General features: G+C 37.9%; 25 protein-coding genes. 4 read left to right on the top strand and 21 right to left on the bottom strand.

The window, feature by feature from the left end; genetic code table 11:
* Positions 1–52: 52 nt before the first annotated feature.
* From BAOM_RS07240 to BAOM_RS07225, 4 genes are all read right to left on the bottom strand, one after another.
* Entirely contained in the window at positions 53–688 is a 636-nt protein-coding gene (locus tag BAOM_RS07240) for an RsfA family transcriptional regulator (protein ID WP_127759698.1), read from the bottom strand.
* Between the two features lie 84 nt (positions 689–772).
* Positions 773–1,537: an enoyl-CoA hydratase/isomerase family protein gene (locus BAOM_RS07235; protein ID WP_127759697.1), complete on the bottom strand. Its 765-nt coding sequence runs from the start codon at positions 1,535–1,537 to the stop codon at positions 773–775.
* Positions 1,538–1,730: 193 nt separating this feature from the next.
* Positions 1,731–1,904, bottom strand: coding sequence for a 50S ribosomal protein L32 (gene rpmF / locus BAOM_RS07230; protein ID WP_119116200.1), 174 nt, complete (start codon positions 1,902–1,904; stop codon positions 1,731–1,733).
* Positions 1,905–1,972: 68 nt separating this feature from the next.
* Positions 1,973–2,494: a YceD family protein gene (locus BAOM_RS07225; RefSeq protein WP_127759696.1), complete on the bottom strand. Its 522-nt coding sequence runs from the start codon at positions 2,492–2,494 to the stop codon at positions 1,973–1,975.
* Between the two features lie 214 nt (positions 2,495–2,708).
* On the opposite strand from BAOM_RS07225, the gene BAOM_RS07220 reads away from it, so the two are divergent.
* Entirely contained in the window at positions 2,709–3,920 is a 1,212-nt protein-coding gene (locus BAOM_RS07220) for a nucleotidyltransferase (RefSeq protein WP_127759695.1), read from the top strand.
* Between the two features lie 67 nt (positions 3,921–3,987).
* Here the strand turns inward: BAOM_RS07220 and BAOM_RS07215 are convergent, their stop codons facing one another.
* A complete protein-coding gene (locus tag BAOM_RS07215) occupies positions 3,988–5,010 on the bottom strand; it encodes a SepM family pheromone-processing serine protease (RefSeq protein ID WP_127759694.1) in 1,023 nt (340 codons plus the stop codon).
* Positions 5,000–5,797, bottom strand: a complete 798-nt coding sequence (locus tag BAOM_RS07210) for a patatin-like phospholipase family protein (protein ID WP_127759693.1) — start codon at positions 5,795–5,797, stop codon at positions 5,000–5,002. Before BAOM_RS07210 ends, BAOM_RS07215 begins: the two co-directional genes overlap by 11 nt.
* 207 nt (positions 5,798–6,004) lie before the next feature.
* On the opposite strand from BAOM_RS07210, the gene ylbJ reads away from it, so the two are divergent.
* Entirely contained in the window at positions 6,005–7,219 is a 1,215-nt protein-coding gene (ylbJ, locus tag BAOM_RS07205; protein WP_127759692.1) for a sporulation integral membrane protein YlbJ, read from the top strand.
* Positions 7,220–7,274: 55 nt separating this feature from the next.
* Here ylbJ and coaD read toward each other — a convergent pair whose 3' ends face one another.
* The 3 genes from coaD to BAOM_RS07190 all read right to left on the bottom strand — a co-directional run bounded on the left by coaD (position 7,275) and on the right by BAOM_RS07190 (position 10,082).
* Entirely contained in the window at positions 7,275–7,760 is a 486-nt protein-coding gene (coaD, locus tag BAOM_RS07200) for a pantetheine-phosphate adenylyltransferase (RefSeq protein ID WP_127759691.1), read from the bottom strand.
* 3 nt (positions 7,761–7,763) lie between these two features.
* Positions 7,764–8,339 carry a 16S rRNA (guanine(966)-N(2))-methyltransferase RsmD gene (gene rsmD / locus BAOM_RS07195; protein ID WP_127759690.1) on the bottom strand — a complete coding sequence of 192 codons (576 nt, stop codon included), beginning with the start codon at positions 8,337–8,339 and terminating at the stop codon, positions 7,764–7,766.
* A gap of 345 nt (positions 8,340–8,684) precedes the next feature.
* Positions 8,685–10,082, bottom strand: a complete 1,398-nt coding sequence (locus BAOM_RS07190) for a hypothetical protein (RefSeq protein ID WP_127759689.1) — start codon at positions 10,080–10,082, stop codon at positions 8,685–8,687.
* Positions 10,083–10,705: 623 nt separating this feature from the next.
* Here BAOM_RS07190 and BAOM_RS07185 point away from each other — a divergent pair.
* Positions 10,706–11,104: a DUF7147 family protein gene (locus tag BAOM_RS07185; RefSeq protein WP_127759688.1), complete on the top strand. Its 399-nt coding sequence runs from the start codon at positions 10,706–10,708 to the stop codon at positions 11,102–11,104.
* 92 nt (positions 11,105–11,196) lie between these two features.
* Here the strand turns inward: BAOM_RS07185 and BAOM_RS07180 are convergent, their stop codons facing one another.
* The 6 genes from BAOM_RS07180 to BAOM_RS07155 form a co-directional block, all read right to left on the bottom strand.
* Positions 11,197–11,472: a YlbG family protein gene (locus tag BAOM_RS07180; protein WP_127759687.1), complete on the bottom strand. Its 276-nt coding sequence runs from the start codon at positions 11,470–11,472 to the stop codon at positions 11,197–11,199.
* Between the two features lie 116 nt (positions 11,473–11,588).
* Positions 11,589–12,032 carry a YlbF/YmcA family competence regulator gene (locus BAOM_RS07175; RefSeq protein ID WP_127759686.1) on the bottom strand — a complete coding sequence of 148 codons (444 nt, stop codon included), beginning with the start codon at positions 12,030–12,032 and terminating at the stop codon, positions 11,589–11,591.
* A gap of 54 nt (positions 12,033–12,086) precedes the next feature.
* A complete protein-coding gene (locus BAOM_RS07170) occupies positions 12,087–12,506 on the bottom strand; it encodes a hypothetical protein (RefSeq protein WP_127759685.1) in 420 nt (139 codons plus the stop codon).
* Positions 12,507–12,572: 66 nt separating this feature from the next.
* Positions 12,573–12,815, bottom strand: coding sequence for a YlbE-like family protein (locus tag BAOM_RS07165; protein ID WP_127759684.1), 243 nt, complete (start codon positions 12,813–12,815; stop codon positions 12,573–12,575).
* A 13-nt stretch (positions 12,816–12,828) separates the two neighbouring features.
* Positions 12,829–13,269, bottom strand: a complete 441-nt coding sequence (gene ylbD, locus BAOM_RS07160; protein WP_127759683.1) for a spore coat protein YlbD — start codon at positions 13,267–13,269, stop codon at positions 12,829–12,831.
* A gap of 282 nt (positions 13,270–13,551) precedes the next feature.
* On the bottom strand, positions 13,552–14,460 hold the full coding sequence (locus BAOM_RS07155; RefSeq protein ID WP_252283255.1) for a CAP domain-containing protein: 909 nt from the start codon (positions 14,458–14,460) through the stop codon (positions 13,552–13,554).
* Between the two features lie 398 nt (positions 14,461–14,858).
* Between BAOM_RS07155 and BAOM_RS07150 the strand changes: the two genes are divergently transcribed.
* Entirely contained in the window at positions 14,859–15,221 is a 363-nt protein-coding gene (locus tag BAOM_RS07150; protein ID WP_119116184.1) for a YugN family protein, read from the top strand.
* A gap of 225 nt (positions 15,222–15,446) precedes the next feature.
* On the opposite strand, the gene BAOM_RS07145 is transcribed toward BAOM_RS07150, so the two are convergent.
* The 6 genes from BAOM_RS07145 to coxB all read right to left on the bottom strand — a co-directional run bounded on the left by BAOM_RS07145 (position 15,447) and on the right by coxB (position 21,182).
* Entirely contained in the window at positions 15,447–15,908 is a 462-nt protein-coding gene (locus BAOM_RS07145) for a DUF420 domain-containing protein (RefSeq protein ID WP_127759681.1), read from the bottom strand.
* A gap of 186 nt (positions 15,909–16,094) precedes the next feature.
* Positions 16,095–16,988, bottom strand: coding sequence for a cytochrome c oxidase assembly factor CtaG (gene ctaG / locus BAOM_RS07140; RefSeq protein WP_127759680.1), 894 nt, complete (start codon positions 16,986–16,988; stop codon positions 16,095–16,097).
* 245 nt (positions 16,989–17,233) lie between these two features.
* The gene (gene ctaF, locus BAOM_RS07135) at positions 17,234–17,566 is read right to left on the bottom strand and encodes a cytochrome c oxidase subunit IVB (RefSeq protein WP_127759679.1); all 333 of its coding nucleotides are present in this window, start codon (positions 17,564–17,566) and stop codon (positions 17,234–17,236) included.
* A 4-nt stretch (positions 17,567–17,570) separates the two neighbouring features.
* Entirely contained in the window at positions 17,571–18,200 is a 630-nt protein-coding gene (locus tag BAOM_RS07130; protein WP_127759678.1) for a cytochrome (ubi)quinol oxidase subunit III, read from the bottom strand.
* On the bottom strand, positions 18,200–20,074 hold the full coding sequence (gene ctaD / locus BAOM_RS07125; RefSeq protein WP_127759677.1) for a cytochrome c oxidase subunit I: 1,875 nt from the start codon (positions 20,072–20,074) through the stop codon (positions 18,200–18,202). Before ctaD ends, BAOM_RS07130 begins: the two co-directional genes overlap by 1 nt.
* Positions 20,075–20,099: 25 nt before the next feature.
* Positions 20,100–21,182, bottom strand: a complete 1,083-nt coding sequence (gene coxB / locus BAOM_RS07120; RefSeq protein WP_127759676.1) for a cytochrome c oxidase subunit II — start codon at positions 21,180–21,182, stop codon at positions 20,100–20,102.
* Positions 21,183–21,379 lie beyond the last annotated feature (197 nt).

The raw sequence follows: 21,379 nt of genomic DNA, 5'->3' as shown, positions 1-21,379 counted from the left end.
CAAAATAAAACTCGTGGCTAAGAGGTTGCAAAAACTCCCCTTAGCCACGAGTTTATTTATTTACTCTCTCGAGGTTCCCGTTTTTATCCATTTGAAACTTCACTTTTGAACTTGCCGGATCATCTTCATGAATAATGAGTTTCCTAGCACGCTCCATAATATGCAAAAGCGCTCGATAATCTTCTTCCACAACAACAAGTTGACTTTGTAACACTTTAATTTCCTCACGTAATTGCTGATTTTCTCGCTGTAAGTCCCCAAACTCTTCAGCTCGTTGCTGCTTTTCCTGCTCATATAGTCGAACCGTTTCATCCATTTTCTTTAAATAGGAAACAATTTCTTGAAACGAAACCGAATCACTCATCTTATTCTCCTCAACAAATTCTACTTGTTGAGTACATTCATGCATATTCTCCACTTCTCGTTCTAGCTTTTCTTCTAATCGTGCATCCCTCTGACCTTTATTCTCTTTTCTCTGCTTCTTTGCGAGCTCGATTCCCGATTTATATTGCTTACGAACAAAAGAATTCCAACGAAAGCCACAAGCTGCAGGTGTTCTCGACAATTGTTTACCCACTTCTTCAAATGCTCGAAGTTGAGTGCTGCCTTCTCTAATATACCTTAAGACAACTTCAGCCAACAATAAATCTTCATCTTGACTCCATGCATCTTGTCTCGCAATTGACATCTCTCTACCTCCAAAGCAAGTTTTTTCTTCATATATATGTACTTACTAGAAAAGATAGAAGGGAAAAGAGTAAACTAAGTCAGATTATTTTGTTTTATTTAAAAATGAGTCAACTGCTTGATGATGAGCATCTGTTTCCCATAACTTTGCACATTGTCTACTTTCCATTTCCATACGCCCTTTTAAATCCGTCTCTTCCCATTTATTAATTAATAGATTTTTGTAAGCCATCAACACGCCTACCTCACGAGTCAGAATCGTATCGACAAAGCGCTCCCATTCTTCTAAATCTCCTTGAATCACTTCATCAATAAATCCTAATTCTTTCGCTGCCTCTGCTGTATAAATGGTTCCATTCAATAGTAGCTTCATAGCTGATTGATAAGGGATTTTCTCTAATAAAATCGAAGCGCCGCCCCATCCTGTTGTAATCCCTAACGATGCTTGAACAAAGCCTAACTTCACACCGCTTTTAGCAAGACGAAAATCACATGCTGAGGCAATCTCACAGCCCCCTCCAACTGCACTACCATTCAGCAAAGCAATAGTAGGCTTTTTGAATACAGCTAATTTATATAAAATCGCTCCCATTTTAGACAGCATTCCGTAAGATTCTTCCTCTGTATAAAGCGAATGGAATTCAGCTAAATCGCCACCCGAACAAAAAGCGCGATCACCATAGCCTGTTATCACAACTACTTTTACATCATTATCTTGGGCTGCTTGGTCAAGTGCAGCTTCAAATTCTTCCATCAATTGATAACTAACTGCATTTCTTTTTTCTGGTCGATGTAAAATAATTTTCATGTAACCGCGTTCATTTTTTTCCACTAAAACCGTCTGACTCATACCTTCACCATCCTAACTAATTAATCACTCTTCTATTTTACACCATTCATTGAACATTCTGTGAATTTTTATTTAACTTTTTCCATTTTAAAGTTATATTCTACTTTATATTAAACATAGCAAAAGCAAAAAAGCACAGAGGATATAATCCCTGTGCTTTCATTAGCATATTGCTCGATGTAATATAAAGAAATTATTTGTTAACAACTTCTTTTCCGTTGTATGTTCCACATTCTTTACAAACACGGTGTGAAAGTTTCATTTCACCGCAGCTTGGGCATTCTACCATACCAGGTACAGATAGTTTGAAGTGTGTACGACGTTTTCTTTTTACAGTTTTAGACGTTCTTCTAAAAGGTACAGCCATTATTCCCACCTCCTTAAAAAATATAAGAAATCCATAAAAATCAGATTAACTGACTTTTATACTTTCAATTAAGATTCTTTATTGTTTTCAAAAAAATCGGCAAGCTTTGCGAATCGAGGATCCACTTTCTGTTTGTTTTCTTCTTCAGAAATAACGGTCCAGTCATTTCCAGATTGAGGAGCAGCTTCTTCTGAGTTAACATCCTCACAAAAAACTTGCATCGGTATTTCTAGCAATAAATTTTCTTTAATGACTGGCAAAAGATCCACAACATCACCTTCTACAATTGTCACATCATCTCCATCATACTCGATGCCTGCTGTTTTGAATAGAAAAGTTTCTGTTGTTTCAATATCAATTGGGTAGTTGACATCTACCAGCGTTCGGGAACACGGTAAAATAAATTTACCCGATAGATGCAAGTGGAAAGTAACTTTCGTCGAACCAATATCTGCTCTTCCTGTTACTTTCATCGGTGAAACGTCGCGAATCTGCGGGTCTCTCTCCTTAATGTCTGTAACATCCACTATTTCATCAATTTGCAAATGTTTGTCCCGTATTTTTTGAAGTTGACTAATTGTCCATTTCAAATGAAATCACCTCAAGGCAACAAAAATAATTATAGCTTTCAATTATTCGTTTGTCAATATTTTTTCTTTACACTATAATGTAGTCATTCTAACGAATGTTGGAAGCTTTACGAATGATACTTATGATGTTGAATAAATACTTCAAACTATACTTGAATTTCTATTTTAGCATGTAAGAACCAAATTACAAACTTTTTCAGTGAGGTGACCTTTAATGAAGGCTGTTGGTGTAGTTGTCGAATACAATCCATTTCATAATGGACATGCCTTACATATTCAAGAAAGTAAGAAACAGACTGAAGCTGATGTAGTCATCGCTGTAATGAGTGGTTCATTTTTACAACGTGGTGAACCTGCACTCGTTAATAAATGGGCACGAACAGACATGGCCTTACGCGGCGGCGTAGACCTTGTTATCGAGCTTCCTTATCGTTTCGCAACAGCCAACGCTGAATTATTTGCTCGCGGCTCCATTAGTCTGCTTGAGGCTATGCAATGTGATGCGTTCTGCTTTGGCAGTGAAGACGGAAAGATTGCTCCGTTTCTCGATACCTATCATTTGCTTCAAGAAAAAGAAACAGAATACAAAAGTATGTTAAAAACGTTTTTAAAAGAAGGAAAGAGTTATCCAGCAGCTGCTTCCCTTGCTTTTCGCAGCCTTTCATCCAATGAAAGGGGACTAGATCTATCACAGCCAAACAACATTCTTGGCAAAGAATATGTGCACGCTGCTTTATCAAACAACTACAAAATAGAACCTTTTACAATCAAGCGGGTAGCAGCAGGCTATCACGAAACAACGCTTCACGATAAAGCGATTGCAAGCGCTACAGGCATTCGAAAAGCGATTATCGAACAGAAACAAAGCATGCAGACGATTTCCAGCTATGTACCACATTCAACCCTTGCTATTCTAGAAACATATATTACTTATTATCAAAGCTTTCATCATTGGGAATTGTACTGGCCACTTCTTAAATATCGAATTCTTACTTCTTCTGCCGCTGAATTAGCGTCCATCTATGAAGTAGAGGAAGGCATTGAACATCGATTATTAGATATAGCTAAACACTCTAGTACGTTCCAACAATTTGTGACACAAGTGAAAACAAAACGCTATACATGGACGCGTATCCAACGGATATGCACTCATATTTTGACGCATAGCTTGCAAGCCGAAATGGAGGCTTCGTCCTTTCCATCATACCTTCGTTTACTCGGAATGACGGAAAAGGGCCAACAGTATTTGCAATCGGTCAAAAAAGAGCTGCCTCTTCCTTTAATTTCGAAAATATCAGCCTACAACGATGCTGATATTACACCAGATTTACGTGCGACAAACGTATTTGCCCAAGGCTTACCAGAGCCTTATCAAACCGAATTAATAAAGCGGGAATTCGCCGCACCTATTCGACTCAAAGTTTAACAATTGTAAGAGAACACTATTGATGAACAATAAAAAAAATAAGAGACGGAAAGTCAAAGTCCGCCTCTTATTTTTTATCTTCTAATGTTTCTAAATAATGCAGGGCATCTGTAAAGTGATCAACTGGAATAATCTTCATCTTCGTATTAATATCTTTCGCTGCCACTAATGCCTCTCGATAATTGGAATGAGGAGCCCCTTCCTCATTAGGTGCAAAGAAAATATCAGCACCTGATTTATCAGCCGCGACAATTTTCTGTTGAATGCCTCCAATAGGCCCTACTTTTCCTTCTTCATCAATCGTACCTGTACCTGCAATTTGATAACCTTGCGTTAAATCCCCTTTGGTTAATTGATTATAAATTTCTAAAGAAAACATTAATCCTGCCGATGGTCCACCGATTTGCTCAGAATCAATAGACACTTTTGGAACGGTTATGACTCTCGTAGCATCATCAAGAGAGATACCTAACCCTACTTGATTCGGTTTATCTTTAAACGCTTGCAAGGTGATTGCTGCTTGTTTCTCCGTTTCTTCTCGCTTATAAACGATGTCAACGGTATCCCCTGCTTTTTTCGTAGCAATATAATCAATGAATTGTTGCGAGGACTCAAAACTTAAGCGATCGACTTGAATAATTTGATCACCCGCTTTTAAAACTCCAGCCGCTGGCATATCCTCGTGTACATCTAAGACAAACACACCCAGATACTGATAAGAAAACTCTTTCTCAGCGTGGTCATAAGCCACTTTAACGGCATGATTTTTCGAAGTATCCATTAAATGCAGCTGCCTTACATTATATTCTTCATCCGTTTCATCTTCGCCTCGAACGGATGCCTCTGGATAAATTTCTTGATAGTCACTCCATTTAGCAAGCAAATATGAATAAATATTTGCTCTTCCCATTCTAACCGTTGTGAGCATGAAACTCCCTTCTGCTCGATCACCGCCAGAAACTTCAATAATCGGTTCTAATTCTTTCGCCATACCAGGCTTTGTCACATAATACGGCAAATAATAAAATGCAGAGGCAAGAAGAAGCAAGGCAACCACTAAAGTAGTGTTGACATACGCTTTACGGCTCATTTTTGCAAGACTCCTTCCAAGATGCAACACATGATTTAATATAATCGACTTTCTGTCTAGCTGCTTCTTCTCCAATACTAATTATTTCAGATATATTTGTAAATGATTTCGAACTATACTTTTCCACTCGCGGACGAATCATGACATCGGAAGCAAACTCTCTATTCTCGACCAATTCCATTTGTAAAATATCAAGACTTTGCATAATCACATCATAAATAGACGTAATCTCTACCTCCTGATTAATATGCGAAACATCTACGCCAATAACGATATCTGCTCCCATTTGCTTTGCAACCGAGACAGGTACCCGATCAACGACACCTCCATCAACTAATAAATGATTATTAATTTTCTCCGGAACAAAAATACCAGGTATCGAAATACTTGCGCGAACAGCCGGAGCAATCGGCCCCTCCTGAAAAACAACCTTTTCTCCTGTTCGAATGTCAGTTGCTACAACCGCAACAGGGATATCTAATTCTTCCAACTTCTTTCCATATGTAAATACACGAATTAATTCTTTTACTCGCTTCCCTGCAACAAAACCCATTTTCGGAAACGTAAAATCTAAATAATACTTCCTTTTAAATACACGCGATAGTTTATAAAGCCGCTCAATATCTGAACCCGCTGCAAATAAAGCACCAACCATCGCTCCCATGCTGCTCCCTGCAATTAAGTCAATAGGAATGCCCTCTTCTTGTAATACCCGAATCACACCTAGGTGAGCAAAACCTCGCGCACCACCCGAACCAAGCGCTAATCCAATCTTCGGTTCTCGCAATGCTATTCCTCCTCAAATTGTCTCATTCAAAATTATTGTCTTAAAGCGGTTCATACAAGCATATTGTTTAAACAGGATAAAATGATTAGCTTCGATTTAGTAGATTATTTTTTATCTCAATTTTCCCACTTGTATAAAACTTCCTTTTATTTTATCACTCATATGCATAAAGTGCCTAGCAGATTCCTGATTAAGGAGGAGCAAGCTTTGTTGTTACCGAAACTTAAATCAATCACCTTAGCCCTATTCATTACGATTATGGCCATTGCATTAGTCGTTTTTCCTCAGGAGTCCTTTGATGCCTCTAAGAACGGCTTACATATGTGGTGGCAAATTGTCTTCCCATCTCTTTTGCCGTTTTTAATTATTTCTGAGCTATTAATTTGCTTTGGTGTTGTTAGCTTTCTAGGAGTCATGTTTGAACCATTAATGCGACCATTTTTTCGCGTTCCTGGTGTAGGTGGTTTTGTCTGGGCAATGGGGCTAGCTTCCGGCTTTCCTGCTGGAGCAAAGTTTACCGCTAGACTTCGACTGGAAAAACAACTAACTCGAATTGAAGGAGAACGTCTCGTTTCCTTTACAAACTCCTCCAATCCATTATTTATTTTCGTCGCCGTTTCCGTTGGCTTTTTTCAAAACCCAAAGCTCGGTATCCTTCTTGCAGCGGCTCATTATGGAGGAAATATGATTGTTGGCTTCATCATGCGGTTTTATGGACAAAAAGAGGAGCAAGCCATTCCAAATAGAACAATCAAACTTCCATCTGTAAAAGCGGCCCTCAAGCAGATGCATCGGACACGTTTAAAGGAAACTCGTCCATTTGGAAAAATGCTCGGTGACTCGGTAACCTCTTCCATTCATACATTATTAATGATTGGCGGGTTTATCATTCTATTTTCAGTCATCAACCAGCTATTATCTCAAATGAATGTAACAGCCTTGCTTGCAAAAGCCGTAGCTGGATGTTTACAAGTATTTTCACTGTCACCTTCCTTTAGCATTCCTTTTATTTCAGGACTGTTTGAAATGACGCTTGGCGCAAAAATGACAAGCTCTATTTCAAACACTGATTTATTACAGCAAGCGATGATTGCAAGCTTTATTCTAGCGTTTAGCGGCTTAAGCGTCCAAGCGCAAGTAGCAAGTATTTTGGCCGAAACAGATATCCGTTTCGTTCCCTTTTTCTTTGCCCGCGTCCTGCATGGCTTTATTGCCGCGATACTTGCTTATCTGCTTTGGAATTCACTTTATGTAGAGATTCCAGACTATGGACATGCCGCACTCGCTTTTCCGGTTAGTCAGATTATTGGAGATGAGGCAACAACATTATATGAACAAATGCTTCACTTAGGACCTCTGTTCACCATTATTAGTTTAAGTGTTTATACATGCATTATAGCCAAAAGAATAATTCGATTTTAATTCCACTAAAAGAGAGCGCGTCGAATGACACGCTCTCTTTTAGTAGAATATTCAGTCATATCAAATGGAATTTTTCTTTCATTGCCTGGATGACAACCTCAGGTACTAGCAAAGAAATATCTCCACCATATTTAGCCACTTCTTTCACAATGCTTGAACTTAAAAAGGAATACTGATTTTTTGTCATAATAAAGAATGTTTCTACTTGATTATTCAAAAGCCTGTTCATCGACGTTCCTTGCATTTCGTATTCAAAATCTGATACGGCACGAAGCCCTCTAATAATCGCATTAGCGGAAACGCTTTCAGCATAGTCAACAGTAAGACCTTGAAATGAATCAACTTTTACATTCGGAATATGAGCCGTCGCCCCACGAATTAAATCCATCCGCTCTTCGACTGTAAATAAAGACTTTTTAGCCGAATTATTTAAAACGACAACGTATACTTCATCAAATACATTGGCTCCCCTTTGAATAATATCAACATGACCAAATGTAATCGGGTCAAAACTTCCTGGACAAATCGCTATTTTTGACATGATTTATTCCCCCTGTTCGTCTTGAACATACCCCCATTGATAAATAGTAACGGCGATAATTCCATAGACTTCTTTTCTTTTTATAACTAAATCACCGACTTGCTCCGGTAAAGTAACATCATGGCTATGTTCACAAACGATGTACCCCTTATCATTTAACAGTCTAGCCTTTGATATTTCCTCTAGCAACTCGATAAGCTTTTGCTTCTTATAAGGTGGGTCGAGCATAATTAAATCAAACGTTAACTCCCGCTTAATAAGCGCCTTCAATGCTCGTTGTGAATCATTTTTATAAAGCTCTGCTTGATCCGTCAATTTACATAGCTCTAAGTTCGCTTTCACTGTTTGAAAAGCTGTATAGTCACGATCAACGAAAATAGCTTGATCCGCCCCTCGGCTTAACGCTTCTATACCAAGTCCCCCGCTGCCTGCAAATAAATCCAGCACAAGGCCGCCATCAAAATACGGGCCAATCATATTAAAAATCGATTCTTTTACTTTATCAGTTGTAGGACGGGTTCCTGTACCCGGTACAGCTTTCAATGGTCTTCCTTTACATGTTCCAGAAACGACCCTCATGTTCTCACCACATTTTTCTGACAAATTTCTGTTACTCAATTATCCTAACACATTCGAAATATCTCGCCAATAAAAAAAATAAGAACAATACAACTCGTTTCATGAATAATAAGGAGAATTTTGGTCATAATGTGAATAACAACATCACTATCGTAGATGTTGTTGCCAACCGCGGAGAAGGCTTACGTTTCCCCATAAGTTCTTCCTCCGGTTTCTCCTCTCCCTTTGCCTTCTAGTCCTTAATCAGACATAGAAGGACCCTGCAGAAGTCTGCAGGGCTTTTTTTATACCATAAGAGCGTAAAACTCTTTGATATGTGTTGTTTTCCAGCCGGCTCCGCTTTTCTTACTGTAACGTATTCAAATCCACCAATTCCAACTCATTGTTTTGTTCACGAACAAATACGTTAAATACCTTTAACATATAATCTTCGCTAATATAATACTGATTATTAAATTGTGTTAATAATGTCCCTTCTACACTATGCGCTTTTTCATTGTAGAGAAATACCGTTTTTCCTGGGTATAAACGAAATGTCTTTGAACCATTATTTAAATAAAAGTGCTGATTCACCCAATCTGAATGAAATCCTAGTTTTTCTGTTACCTGCTCTAATAAATAATAACGTTTCAAACGAACAGTCACAGATTTTACAACTGAATGCTCCCCATCTCGATTCAGCCATTTAGCATGATTGATAAAAATAAGCGGGCGAACTTTATGACTTTCCACTTTATTTAATTCAAAGTAATGGGTTACAAGTCCTGTAACATTTGATAATAATTCATCTAAATACTCAGCTGAAAATTCATGTCCCCGCTTCTTTTTCAATACAGAAACGAATGCTGCTTGTTGCTCTTTGGTCAACCCTTTAGCCAGTTCTTCATATAGTTGTTTCGCTTTACCTTTCGGCTTCTCATCCCGCACATAAGCGCCAATAACCGATTGTAGCCATTGCTCTTTTTTATTTGAGAATGGGTAATGGGTTTGGTAATAGCGCTTAGATAACACTTGGGCTAGCTTATCTACACTAGGGCCAATTAGCAAATGTTCTGAGGAAAAAGGAGAGACGGCTGTTGTAATAATCAATGTAATAGGTGCTGTTGCTTCATATTTTTGAACCGCTTGAACTAATCGATCAGAAGAGACACCATAAACCAGTACATCACTCGCTTCAAACTTCTTGCTCTTTTTTTGTTGATAGTATAAAGGGAATGTCCCTTCTCTTCCTTCAAACACGTAATAACTTATTTTCTCTTTCTCTGTTTCACCGATTAAACGAGCTCCAGCAGCCCAAATTCCCGACCGTTTAGAGTAATCGGTAATTTCCACACGTGTATTCCCTATCTTGACTTGTTCTAATTGAACGGCCCAGTTATTCAATACAAAAGCTTGTGATGTTGATTTTTTTAGCTTGTACGTAAAACGAAGCGTACCCCCATTTGTTTCTAGATTCTGCTTTTGATTACCCGATTGTTGACAACTTTTATCGTCTTCTTGACATACTGGTTTAATAGATTTTTGAAAGTTTAACTGATAATTCCCAGCCGGAAGGCCGAAAAATTCATGTTCAACTTCAATATAGCGACCTTTTACCTCCATATGTACCGTTTCATTTACCTGATAGGAAATATGTTTAGATTGGGCACTTTGCTTCTCTGAATAAACATTCCATTGCCAAAAAAGCACTCCGCCCGTTATAAGTAACAATAAAAAAAGAATGGTAAAAAATAAACGCTTCACAAACCAATTCCCCTTTCCGTCTATGATACCAAAGTACCAAAACACACTCGAAAAGTCACGGGAATATTCTATGAACTTATCCTTAATTTCTTTTTATAGTTCTATTGAACCCCTGTTCATTTTAGATAAAAAGAGAGATTCATGCATCTTTTATTTATCCCACACTTAACGGGCAGTAAGACCCCTACCTCAAGCTTATGAGGAATCAAAGAAGATAGGTGGGGGACAACTGCCCTCATCTAGTTGCGGCTCCTAGCCCCTCGAGGTCATAAGCTGTCATGCTCTGCGGCAAACTGCGCCACGCCGCATTTCATCTTATGCTTGTCGGGGCTGAACAGTCGCCTCGCTTTTGTAGTAAAGGTCCGATTGGTGAGGTACAGTGAAACTTACCTTTGCGGTTTTCAAAGGTAAGCTTTCACCAATCAGGTTCGTACGGTCACTTGATTGAAGCGAAGCGGAAATCTTAGTGACCGTAGAACGTGACTAACCATCAGTGGGGGATGAAGGAAAACCCCCACTGATGGAAGTTTCACTTTATTAGACACGTATGCAGCTGTATAACTTCTCTTTTGAACAGGAAAATGGTACAGTATGAAGGAATATGCACATAAGGAGAGATTGAATTGATTCAACGTTTTATTGAACTTGGACAAGGATATTCTGATTTATATGAATTACTAGAAATCGGAAAAAACAATAGACATCGAGTAGCTAGATTATTAGCCCTTCACACAACCTCAAACGATAAACAAGTAACATCTCTTGTTGTTGTGATGCACCCGACAACTGAAGGGGAGTTTCAGCCACTTTATATTTGTCGCGAAGGCATCCCTAACCCACAAATAACTCCAAATAAGCGATACGAGCTTTTTGAAGGATTGGCGAAGGAACTCGACAAGTCCATTATCGAATTAGAGATTAAGCCGTCTACGCTGTTTGCAGAACTAGATTTGTATTACCAGCATTTAATCGGCATTTTGCGTATGAACAAATATTTACCACCGATGAAAACAGGATTTTAAAAAAGCCGTATGATAATCATTCAATGCTAAGTAAACGATTGAATACTTATTGTAATAAAAGAACTGTTCCCACAGCTGTGAGAACAGTCCTTTTAAATACCCATCTTATAATCATATTCTTTCGCTTTATCTGGCTTGGAATTCTCGTATTCTACCTTGAGAAAAGGTTTATGAGAAAGATCGACTCTTTTCACGAAAGAATAGCCTCTTAGCTTTTCTACTAACGCCTCTACTTCATCCATATTCGTATACAGGACGACATACTTTAGCTTTTTAGATACATAATGAATATTTCCAAATTTTCTAAGCATTTTCGCTTGTTTTAATGTATGTAAATAGACAATAATTCCTTGCCTAGCTCCAATCATATTTTTATCTCCCTCATATTAAAGGTTTTTATTCAGTGTAGCATAGGAAAAACTTTGCTTTCAACTAAAAATTGGTGTAGAGATACTTAGTATCCTTACACCAATTTAATGCTTCGTTAAGAACAGCCACAGCTGCCGCCTGTCCCACAACCTCCAGAGCAGCCCGATCCTGAATCAAAGAAAGGATTGCCTGTTGGAACTTTTATTTGAGGGGAAACAGCTCGACCAATTTTCATGCTGATTTCATCTAATACCGTTTGCAAATCCATTTCAGCTCTTTTAAAATCAACAATCGTCGGATGCAAATCCATATCTCGTTTTGCGTCGCGAATATCCGTATTTACCCTTTTATATTCCGGATGATACTTTCCAAAACGTTGAACTTCTTCGTATAAATCTTTCAGCGCCACAAACTTTTTAATTTTTTGTTGCGCGAGTTGATCATTCTTTAGTTTATATAAATGAGCAAAATAATTTTCACCAATCTCAGATTGCATCACTAATTTAGCCAATGCTTCAGCTTTTTGAACGATTTCAATGGTTTCCATAGTAGCAAGCATTAATCGCTCACCTCCACCACCATTTTACCATTTTTCGAATCAAGAAGCGAGCTATTAGATAGTTGACTCAATATGTACCTCCACTTCTTTTGTTAGTCCTGTTTTTTCTCCATCTTCATTTAAAACTTCAAGCTTCATCCTATGTTTTCCATTCGGTACATCTCTTACAACAAAAGCCGCTGTCGTACGCTCACTATGCTTTTTTCCATCTATAGAAACGGTAACCGTTGCCAACTTTTTAGAATTCGTTTGTGAAAAGCTATACCCTTTTACATAACACTCCACATACACATTATCTTCTTTAACTATTGTTTTCACAAAAAAGTCCTCATTTATTGCCTTCCATGCAGATGCTTCTGCCCTAGTTTCAAAAAGACTATGAACATTCTCGATTATATCTTTAGGTTTAGGAATTTTCTGACCACAACCACTTATCATAAACAATAAAACAAATATAATAACTAATTTCTTCATGCTAAAAAACCTCCCTTCACCATTATTGTTGGCTAAAAGGAGTAAATTACTCATGAAAATTCACCGCTAACTACCTGAATTATTCATCGCTTGAAACATATGAAGCATCATCGAAGCTACTTGAACACCATCCGAAAATTTAGACACCCGATGAGGGATAGACTTTTTAAAAAAATATTTCGCTTCTGTTTCTAATTGATCCAAATGCTGTGGATTACGCATAAGCTTTTTATACCAAATCGGCTGAATCCGTAAATAATTGCGTACATCCTCATTCTCTTCAATAAAGGCATAAATATTTTGGCGCAATATAATCCCTTCCTTAATCTTTTCTAAATACAAAAGGGTTGCCACGTTTCTCTACTTCTTGCTTCGGTGGCTCTTCTTTCGTTGATCTATCTCCTTGAAACACTTCTAACAACCCTTGAATGGTTCCAATTGCTTGGTTGGCACTTCTAATATATTGTTGAATTTGATTAATATCCATACTTTTCAACGCTCCAAGCAGCATAGTAAGAAATTCTTGATTTTGCACAAGCTCCTTATCGTTTTGCTCCACTGCTTTTGGGTGCCCTTGCACAGTTTCTTGTTGCGCTCTTTCTTGTTCAACGTTCCAGCGTGGATGATCTGCCCCTAATAAATACCACTCTTCAAAGAGTTCCTGCCAAGTCGTCTCCTTACGCCTCACTTCATTGCGTAAATGAGGATGCCCCTTTACAAACTCACGAAATTGTTCAATCGACTGGCGTTTATTTTTGGCCATTATTCTCACCTCACTCAGACATTTACCTATTGTACAATATGCAAATCCCTCTAAAAGGTGCGCACCCTTTTCTATTCTTTAATACCACGCTGTTTATTTTGGGCTCCTGCTCGTGTGAGACCCTAGTTTCACACGAGCAGGAGCCCATATAAAAACGAGCCCCTATTCGGAACTCGTTTTTACGAATCATTATTTATCCCACACTTAACGGGCAGTAAGATCCCCACTGATGGAAGTTTCACTTTATTTAAGCTGATTATCTTTAGCTCTCACTTTCGTTCATCACGGTTTAATAAAATTTTGCGTGTAATATTTCTCATAAACTCCAACACCTAAATGGGTGAACTCTTTATTTAATAGCGTATCACGATGTCCTTTACTATTAAGCCACCCTTCCATAACAGCAATGGCATCTACATACTCCGCTGCGATATTTTCACCTGCTGAATGATACGTCACCTTTCCTTTTTCTAAACGGTCCTCTAAGTCGCCTTCTGTTTTAGAAACGTGAGAAAAATAATCGCTATCTGACATGTCATAACTATGAAGGTACGCAACCTCTGCAGTTTGTTCATCCCATTGTAATGCTGGAACATTAAAACGTTTACGCATAATATTTGAAATATCAAAAATTTGTCGTTCATTTCCTTCTTCGACTTGTGACCATTCGGCTTCTGATAATTCGTCCACCTTCATAAGCTCACCGCTATAGGTTAATTCATATGGTCTTTGTTTAAGCAAAGTCTCTTCATTTAAAAAACGCACACTCGAAAGCGTTCCTGTCATTTTATCCAAATACAATTGAGCATAAATATCTCCTATCTCAACAATCGGTCTCATATTCATATCTTCCTCCGATAATTCAAAGCGATAGGAGCTTCCATCCGTTTCGATATCAACGGACGGTTCCACGTAAACACTCGAATAGATTTCATCAATAGGCTGACCTACTTTAAACGGGGAAATATTCACTTTATCACCAATGCCATAAGCTGATACAACTTTCCCATTTTCCATCGCCAACTGAAAATAAGAATCTGCATTTTGATTATAAATCCACCAATCATAACCATAAGCGGACACGTCTACTCGATTTGGTTGCCCAAACTTCTTCTTAATCTCTGCTTCTTTCTCACCTATTGTAACAGCTAATCCACTCTCTGCTTCTCGAGTCGTTTCTTTTTTACTCAAAGTAGTAGACTCATTTATATCTTTATTTGAATTAATCCCTTTATTCCCATTTAAAATTGAATGAGAGTTATCATCTTCGTCAATATTCAGAAAAATACCGACAACAAAAAAGATTATAACTAGTACAACAATTTTTGCAAGTTTACGCAGAGGATCACTTCCTCTCTTTTCGTTTTACAGCTCACGCCCATTATATCATGTTTTCTTATAATAAATAAGTAGCTACTATGAAAGCCGTGCAAGAGAACTTTCTAAATTCACAAAATACTTACCAGTCGTTCGTTGCAACTTCAATCAATTCATACTATTATTAAACATAAGCACCGATTGTATATTTATGGAATTCACAAAAAGATTTTATCTCGAATTTTAATTGTAACGATTAGGAGGTACTATTTGTGAGACTTGAAAACTCTGGCTTACACCACATAACAGCTGATTTAAACCGTCTTGATGATTTAATGCCCCAGTACGGTCTAATCCGTGCAGAACAATGGGATTATGAACGCGTTAGTTACGATCGAAAATTCGAATTAACAGAAGGCGTTTATTATTTAAGAATTTTAGGCGAAGCTATTGAAGGTGATGTTGGCAGTCATAAAGCGATTATTAAATTACGCGTACCACTATTAGGGAAACATTACTATCCACACGGAGTGGAATATGGCGATGGAGAATACTTTCCTGCTCCATTAGTAAAACAATGCGAAAAAATCTTAGCGGACGTTCATAAAGAATTAGTAGAATTTAATGGTCTTTAATCAACCTCACAACGCATGTTAAAACATGCGTTGTTTCTATTTTACTCTTCTACCGCTCCCCTGCGGCTTGACTTCACCCACCCCTTCGCAAATCATCTTTAGCTATAACCATTTTGTCTCTATATAATAAATAAGCTCGTTCATAAAATGTTGCATCATCCTATAACATTACTTTTAATATAGAAAAGACCTGACTCTTGAAGAGAATCAGGCCTTTTCTATATTTTACGATCCTAAAATCGCTTTAATTAATGACGTTGTTTGTCCACCATGATAGATGACATATAGCAGGAAATAAACAGCTACACCCGTAATGGCTGTAAAGAACCAAATCACACTAGTTGCTGGACCAATTTTTTTATGAATACGGTAGTTTTTCTTGTACCCTGTTACTAACATGATAATCCCAAGAACCGCTCCTGTTGTTGCTAAAATAATATGAAAGATTAAAAAGATTGTATAGTAAATCTTAATATCATCTGGACCGCCAAAAGAGGTGTTCCCGACAAAAACGGTACGAGAAAGATAAATAGTAAAGAATATTACAGCAAATATAGCTGCCCACATCATTGTCTTTTGATGCGTTTCGATTTTACGCTGTTTAATTTGATACCAACCAATAGCTACAGTAATAGCACTTAGCACAATAAAGCTGGTACTGATTGTTGGAAGAATTGGTAAAGACATAAAAACTATAACGTCCTCTCTATATGTATTGTACGTTCATTGTATAAAAGGCCCTAGTAAAACACAATATAATCCCTTCATTATTAACAAAATGCTCACTTTCCTCTTCTATTCTTCCTCTAATTACAAACTATCATTTGCTTTTTTTAAAAAAACTTGTCCAAAAAATTATGGACAAGTTTCGCTTTATCGATAATCAGACGGAAGTGGATCGATTTTAGTTCCCCCACCGTTCTCTTTTTTAGCCCAAGCAAAGAAAATGACACCAAGTACATAACCTAATACAATTTCTTGAATAATCTTCATCAGAATCCCGCCAAGCTGTTGATCCTGAAGTGCTGGTAAGCCGCTAAACATTTCAGGGCCGTTTAAATTTAACCCAGCTAACATAGAAGATGGAACACACAGCCTCATTGCATTAGCCCATAACTCAGGATTAGAAAACGTGCTATACATCGGGGCATTAGCAAAAATAATTAACGCACAAGCCGGAGTCATTAAAATCCCGCTGCCGAAAATATAAGCAATCTTCTTTACGCCAGATAAGCTTTGTCTCTCAGGAAGCTTATTTACAAGCGGGAACCACATCATTACAGCTGTTATAAATAAAATCATAGTATATGCTGCATGTAACCATATATTCGTTTTAACTACATCAAATATAAGCGGCAGATGATATAACGAAAAGAAACTATTGAATACTAGCAAAGCGATTAATGGATTAGTGAAAAAAGAAAAAATCACCTTGCTTACTTTCCTATCAATCCACATCCGCCAAATCCAATTTGGTATGGCAATAATAAATAGCGGCGGAATTACTAAATAAAGTACAGCCATTTGGGTCATATGAGCGCTAAACATAATATGACTCATCAAATCAACAGGTGATCCTTTCACAACATACAACAAAAGCATCGCGAGTAAAAAGTACACCACTTGTCTATTTGTGAGTCCAGTATTCCCTACAACACGATGACGATATTTCGTCGCAAATAAAAAATAGCCAATGGTTATACAAATAAGTACCATCAAATAATATGGACTCCATAAAGCACGAAAACCAAAAATATCAATAGACATACACTCACCCCAAGAGTAGGTTTTCTTTACTTGTATTATAGCTATAAACGTAAAATATTTCAAAAGTTACCATTTATACCCATTAAATAAACTCATTTAGACAGCTTTTGCTAAACTAAAATAAGCCAAAATCTACACCCTTATTTAACAGAACCTTGTAAAGTGAAACTTGATCAGTGGGGCCTGTCCGTTACGTGTGGGATAAATAGAAAATCGGCTAACAAGTAGCCGATTTCTACATCATTTTACCACCAGACAATGGTTAAAAAAGTTAAAACAGTAAGCAAGCCGACTGCTAAACCTGAGAATAAAAATAACGCAATCGTACTATGCCCTTTATGTTTCATATGCATAAAATAATACAGTTGAAAAATCACTTGAACAACCGCAAGTAAAAGAATAACAGGTTTGACAAACCATTTACTAAAATCAAATCCTATGGCAGCAAAAGCAATTAACGTAAAGAAAATCATCATTGCAAAAGTGATTACTTGGTGCTTCATTTCTTCTGCATTTTTCTTACGGCGATATTTCAAATCAAGACTTGGGTTAGCTGAATTTAATCGTTCATTTACCATTCTTCTATCCCACCATTCCCATTAAATATACGACTGTAAAGATAAATACCCACACTACATCAATGAAATGCCAGTAAAGACTTGCTACATAAAACTTAGGTGCATTATACAAATTTAGCCCACGTCCTGCGTTGCGAAGCATTAAGGAGGTAATCCATAACAATCCAAAGGCAACGTGTGCTCCATGAAAACCAACAAGCGTATAAAAAGCTGAGCCAAATGCACTGCTCGTAAAGGTATGATGGAATTCATGCACGTAATGGTTAAACTCATAAATTTCTAAACCGAGGAAACCGGCGCCTAAGAGAACGGTCACTACTAACCACGCTTGCATACGTTTGAAATCGTGATTTTTCATATGATACATCGCATACACACTTGTTAACGAGCTCGTTAACAAGAGCATCGTAGCTACAAATGTAAGCGGCAAGTCAAAAATATCTTTTGCCAGAGCAGCATCTGCATTAGGTACTTTATCCTTTAGCGCAAGATAAGTGGCGAATAACGAAGCAAAAAGTACCGTTTCTCCACCAAGGAAAAGCCAGAAGCCTAAATATTTATTTTTCCCTTCTAACGTTGCTTTTTCAGGAGCTGCCGGCCATGTTGTATCAGTGAACTTTTGATTCATCTGCATTATGCCTTAACCCCCTTATCGTGATCATCTGTTAACTCTTCTTTATGAATATGATATCCATGATCGTCTTTAATCGAACGAATGAGCATTGATCCTAATGTAATCAACAGACCGATAATGATGACAGGTACTGTCCACGTTTTATCGTCATCCATATTGTAAAGAGCGCCGAACGCTGCAACAAACAAACCGAAAGAAGTGGTTAACGGCAAAATCGATGAATTAGGCATATGAATATCACCTAGAGGTTCCGCTGGGGTCATTTCCGTTTTCCCATCCATTTTTTCCACCCAATAAGCATCTAAACCGCGGACAAGCGGCAGCTGCTTGAAGTTATAATATGGCGGCGGAGAAGAAATAGCCCATTCAAGCGTCCGTCCGTCTCCCCATGGGTCATTCCCAACTTTTACGTTTTTCACAGATGTAATAATAATATTAATGACAAGTACAATGACTGCAAATGCCATAAAGAAGGCACCGACTGTACTAATCATATTTCCTGTATTTAACCCTTGATTGTCTAGGAATGTAAAAATACGACGCGGCATCCCCATGAGACCTAAGAAGTGTTGAATAAAGAAGGTTAAATGGAAACCAATTAAAAACGTCCAAAACGATATTTTTCCTAAAGTTTCATTAAGCATGGTACCAAACATTTTTGGCCAATAAAACGTAATCCCAGCTAAAAGCCCGAATACGACACCGCCTACAATAACATAATGAAAGTGAGCAACAACAAAATACGTATCATGAAAAATATAATCTGCCGGTGCTACAGCATTCATAATTCCCGTTACTCCCCCCATCGTAAATGAGGGAATAAAAGCAACTGCATATAGCATTGGGACGGTAAATTTGACACTGCCTCCCCACATCGTCAAGAGCCAGTTGAAAATTTTGATTCCCGTTGGTACCGCAATTGCCATTGTTGCAACAGCAAAAATCGCATTTGCAATCGGACCTAAACCGACTGTAAACATATGATGCGCCCAAACCATAAATCCTAAGAAACCAATTAACACCGTCGCGAATACCATCGAAGAGTACCCAAATAATCGTTTTCTTGAAAACGTGGCCAAAATCTCTGAGAAAATACCAAAAGCCGGTAATATTAATATATATACTTCCGGGTGACCGAAAATCCAGAATAAATGCTCCCAGATAATCGTATTCCCCCCGGCTGCTACATCAAAAAAGTTAGAACCGAACATACGGTCAAACATTAATAAAACTAAGCCAACTGTAAGCGGCGGGAAAGCAAATAAAATTAGCGCAGAAACAACGAAGGTTGACCAGCTGAACAGCGGCATCCTCATATACGTCATACCTGGTGTACGCATATTGATAATCGTTACGAGAAAGTTAATACCTGCTATTAATGTTCCTAGTCCTGATATTTGAAGACCTAATATATAGAAGTCGACCCCATGTCCTGGAGAGTGGAGAGATAAGGAAGCATACGATGTCCATCCAGCATCAGGAGCTCCTCCCATAAACCAAGAAAGATTTAAAAAGAGTCCCCCAAAGAAAAACAACCAGAATCCTAATGAATTTAAAAATGGGAAAGCAACATCACGTGCCCCAATCTGCAATGGTACAACAGCATTCATCATTGCAAAAATCAATGGCATCGCTGCTAAGAAAATCATCGTCGTCCCATGCATTGTTAAAATTTCATTATAAAACCCTGCACTGACAAAGTCGTTATTTGGAATGGCCAGCTGAATTCGAATAAACATCGCTTCTAAGCCGCCTAGGACGAAAAATAATCCGCCGGCAATAAGGTATAATATAGCGATTTTCTTATGATCTACCGTCGTTAGGTAATCCCATAGCGTTGCGCCAAATCCTTGTTTTTTAGCGTACGTACTCACAATTTAACCCCCTCATTACTGTGTCCTATTTTTCTTCCACTTTCAATTGCATTAAATAAGCTGTAAGAGCATTGATTTGTCCATCTGAAAGCTCCCCATACGTACCTGTCATCGTGTTACCCGGCTTATACACTTCAGGGTCTTCCAACCATTTTTTTAAGTTTTCTTCCGTATGGTCAAGGACTCCTGCTATTCTTTCACGTTCACCAAAAGTAGCTAGATTAGGAGCCTGACGGGCAGTTTCAGGTCTACTATCATTTGGAGTAACAGCATGACAGCCGATACAGCTTTGATTAAAAATCTCTTCCCCTTGTTTTGCCAGACTACCTTCCACTACTGGTTCAGAAGCGGCTTTCATGTCCTTCACCCATGTATTAAAGTCATCTTTTGATTTAGCTACAACTTTAAAATCCATCAATGCATGTGAAGGTCCACACAGCTCTGCACACTTTCCATAGAAAAGGTCGTCTGCTTCATTTGCTTTTTGACTATCAAACTCTAAATAAAACTGATTCGGATTATCCGTATTTGTGTCCATCTTACCGCCAGCAGCCGGAACCCAGAATGAATGTTTCACATCGGATGCAACCAAATTAAAGTACACCTTTTCATTAGTAGGAACGACTAAGTCTTGACTCGTAATAACCCCTAAATCAGGATATTCAAACTCCCACCAATAAAGATTTGCTCGAACATTTACAACAAGAGCATCCTTCGTTTTTCCTTCCTTATCTTTCTGATCCATTGCCTTTGTATCTGCTAAGTCAAATGTCACCTTAACAGTCGGAATAGTCAGAATTATCAGAAGAATAATTGGGATAACCGTCCAAATTACTTCAAGTTTGTGACTTCCTTCTACTTGCTTCGGTATGGTGTCATCGCCTTTTTTACGACGAAAACGAAAGATGACAATAAGAAATAGAATAGTAACTACGATAACAACCAAAACCATAATGATGGTACTCAGCATCATTAAATTATACTGAGTTTGGGCAACTTCACCTGCCGGACGTAATGCGGATAAAGAAGCCATTCCACAGCCTGAGAGGACAAACGTCAAAATGCCTAACAAAGGTAGCAAGCGCCATTTGTGCAGCTTTCTTTTCATCAATTAGAAACCCCTCTTTCGTAAAAATTTCTCACAACCTCATCTGTCATTACTTATGAAAATTCTCCCTATATATGAATTTCTATCAAAAAGAAAGAATTCCTATGATTAAATAAGAAATAAATACACTTGTGCAACCGCTTTTATAAAGAGCCCTATTATCCATCATTTATTATGTATAAGCGGCTAACGTAAAC

Source organism: Peribacillus asahii (genome assembly GCF_004006295.1).
Lineage (GTDB): Bacteria > Bacillota > Bacilli > Bacillales > DSM-1321 > Peribacillus > Peribacillus asahii_A.
The sequence above is the reverse complement of the archived record's forward strand: the minus strand, read 5'-3'. Positions and strand labels throughout refer to the sequence as shown.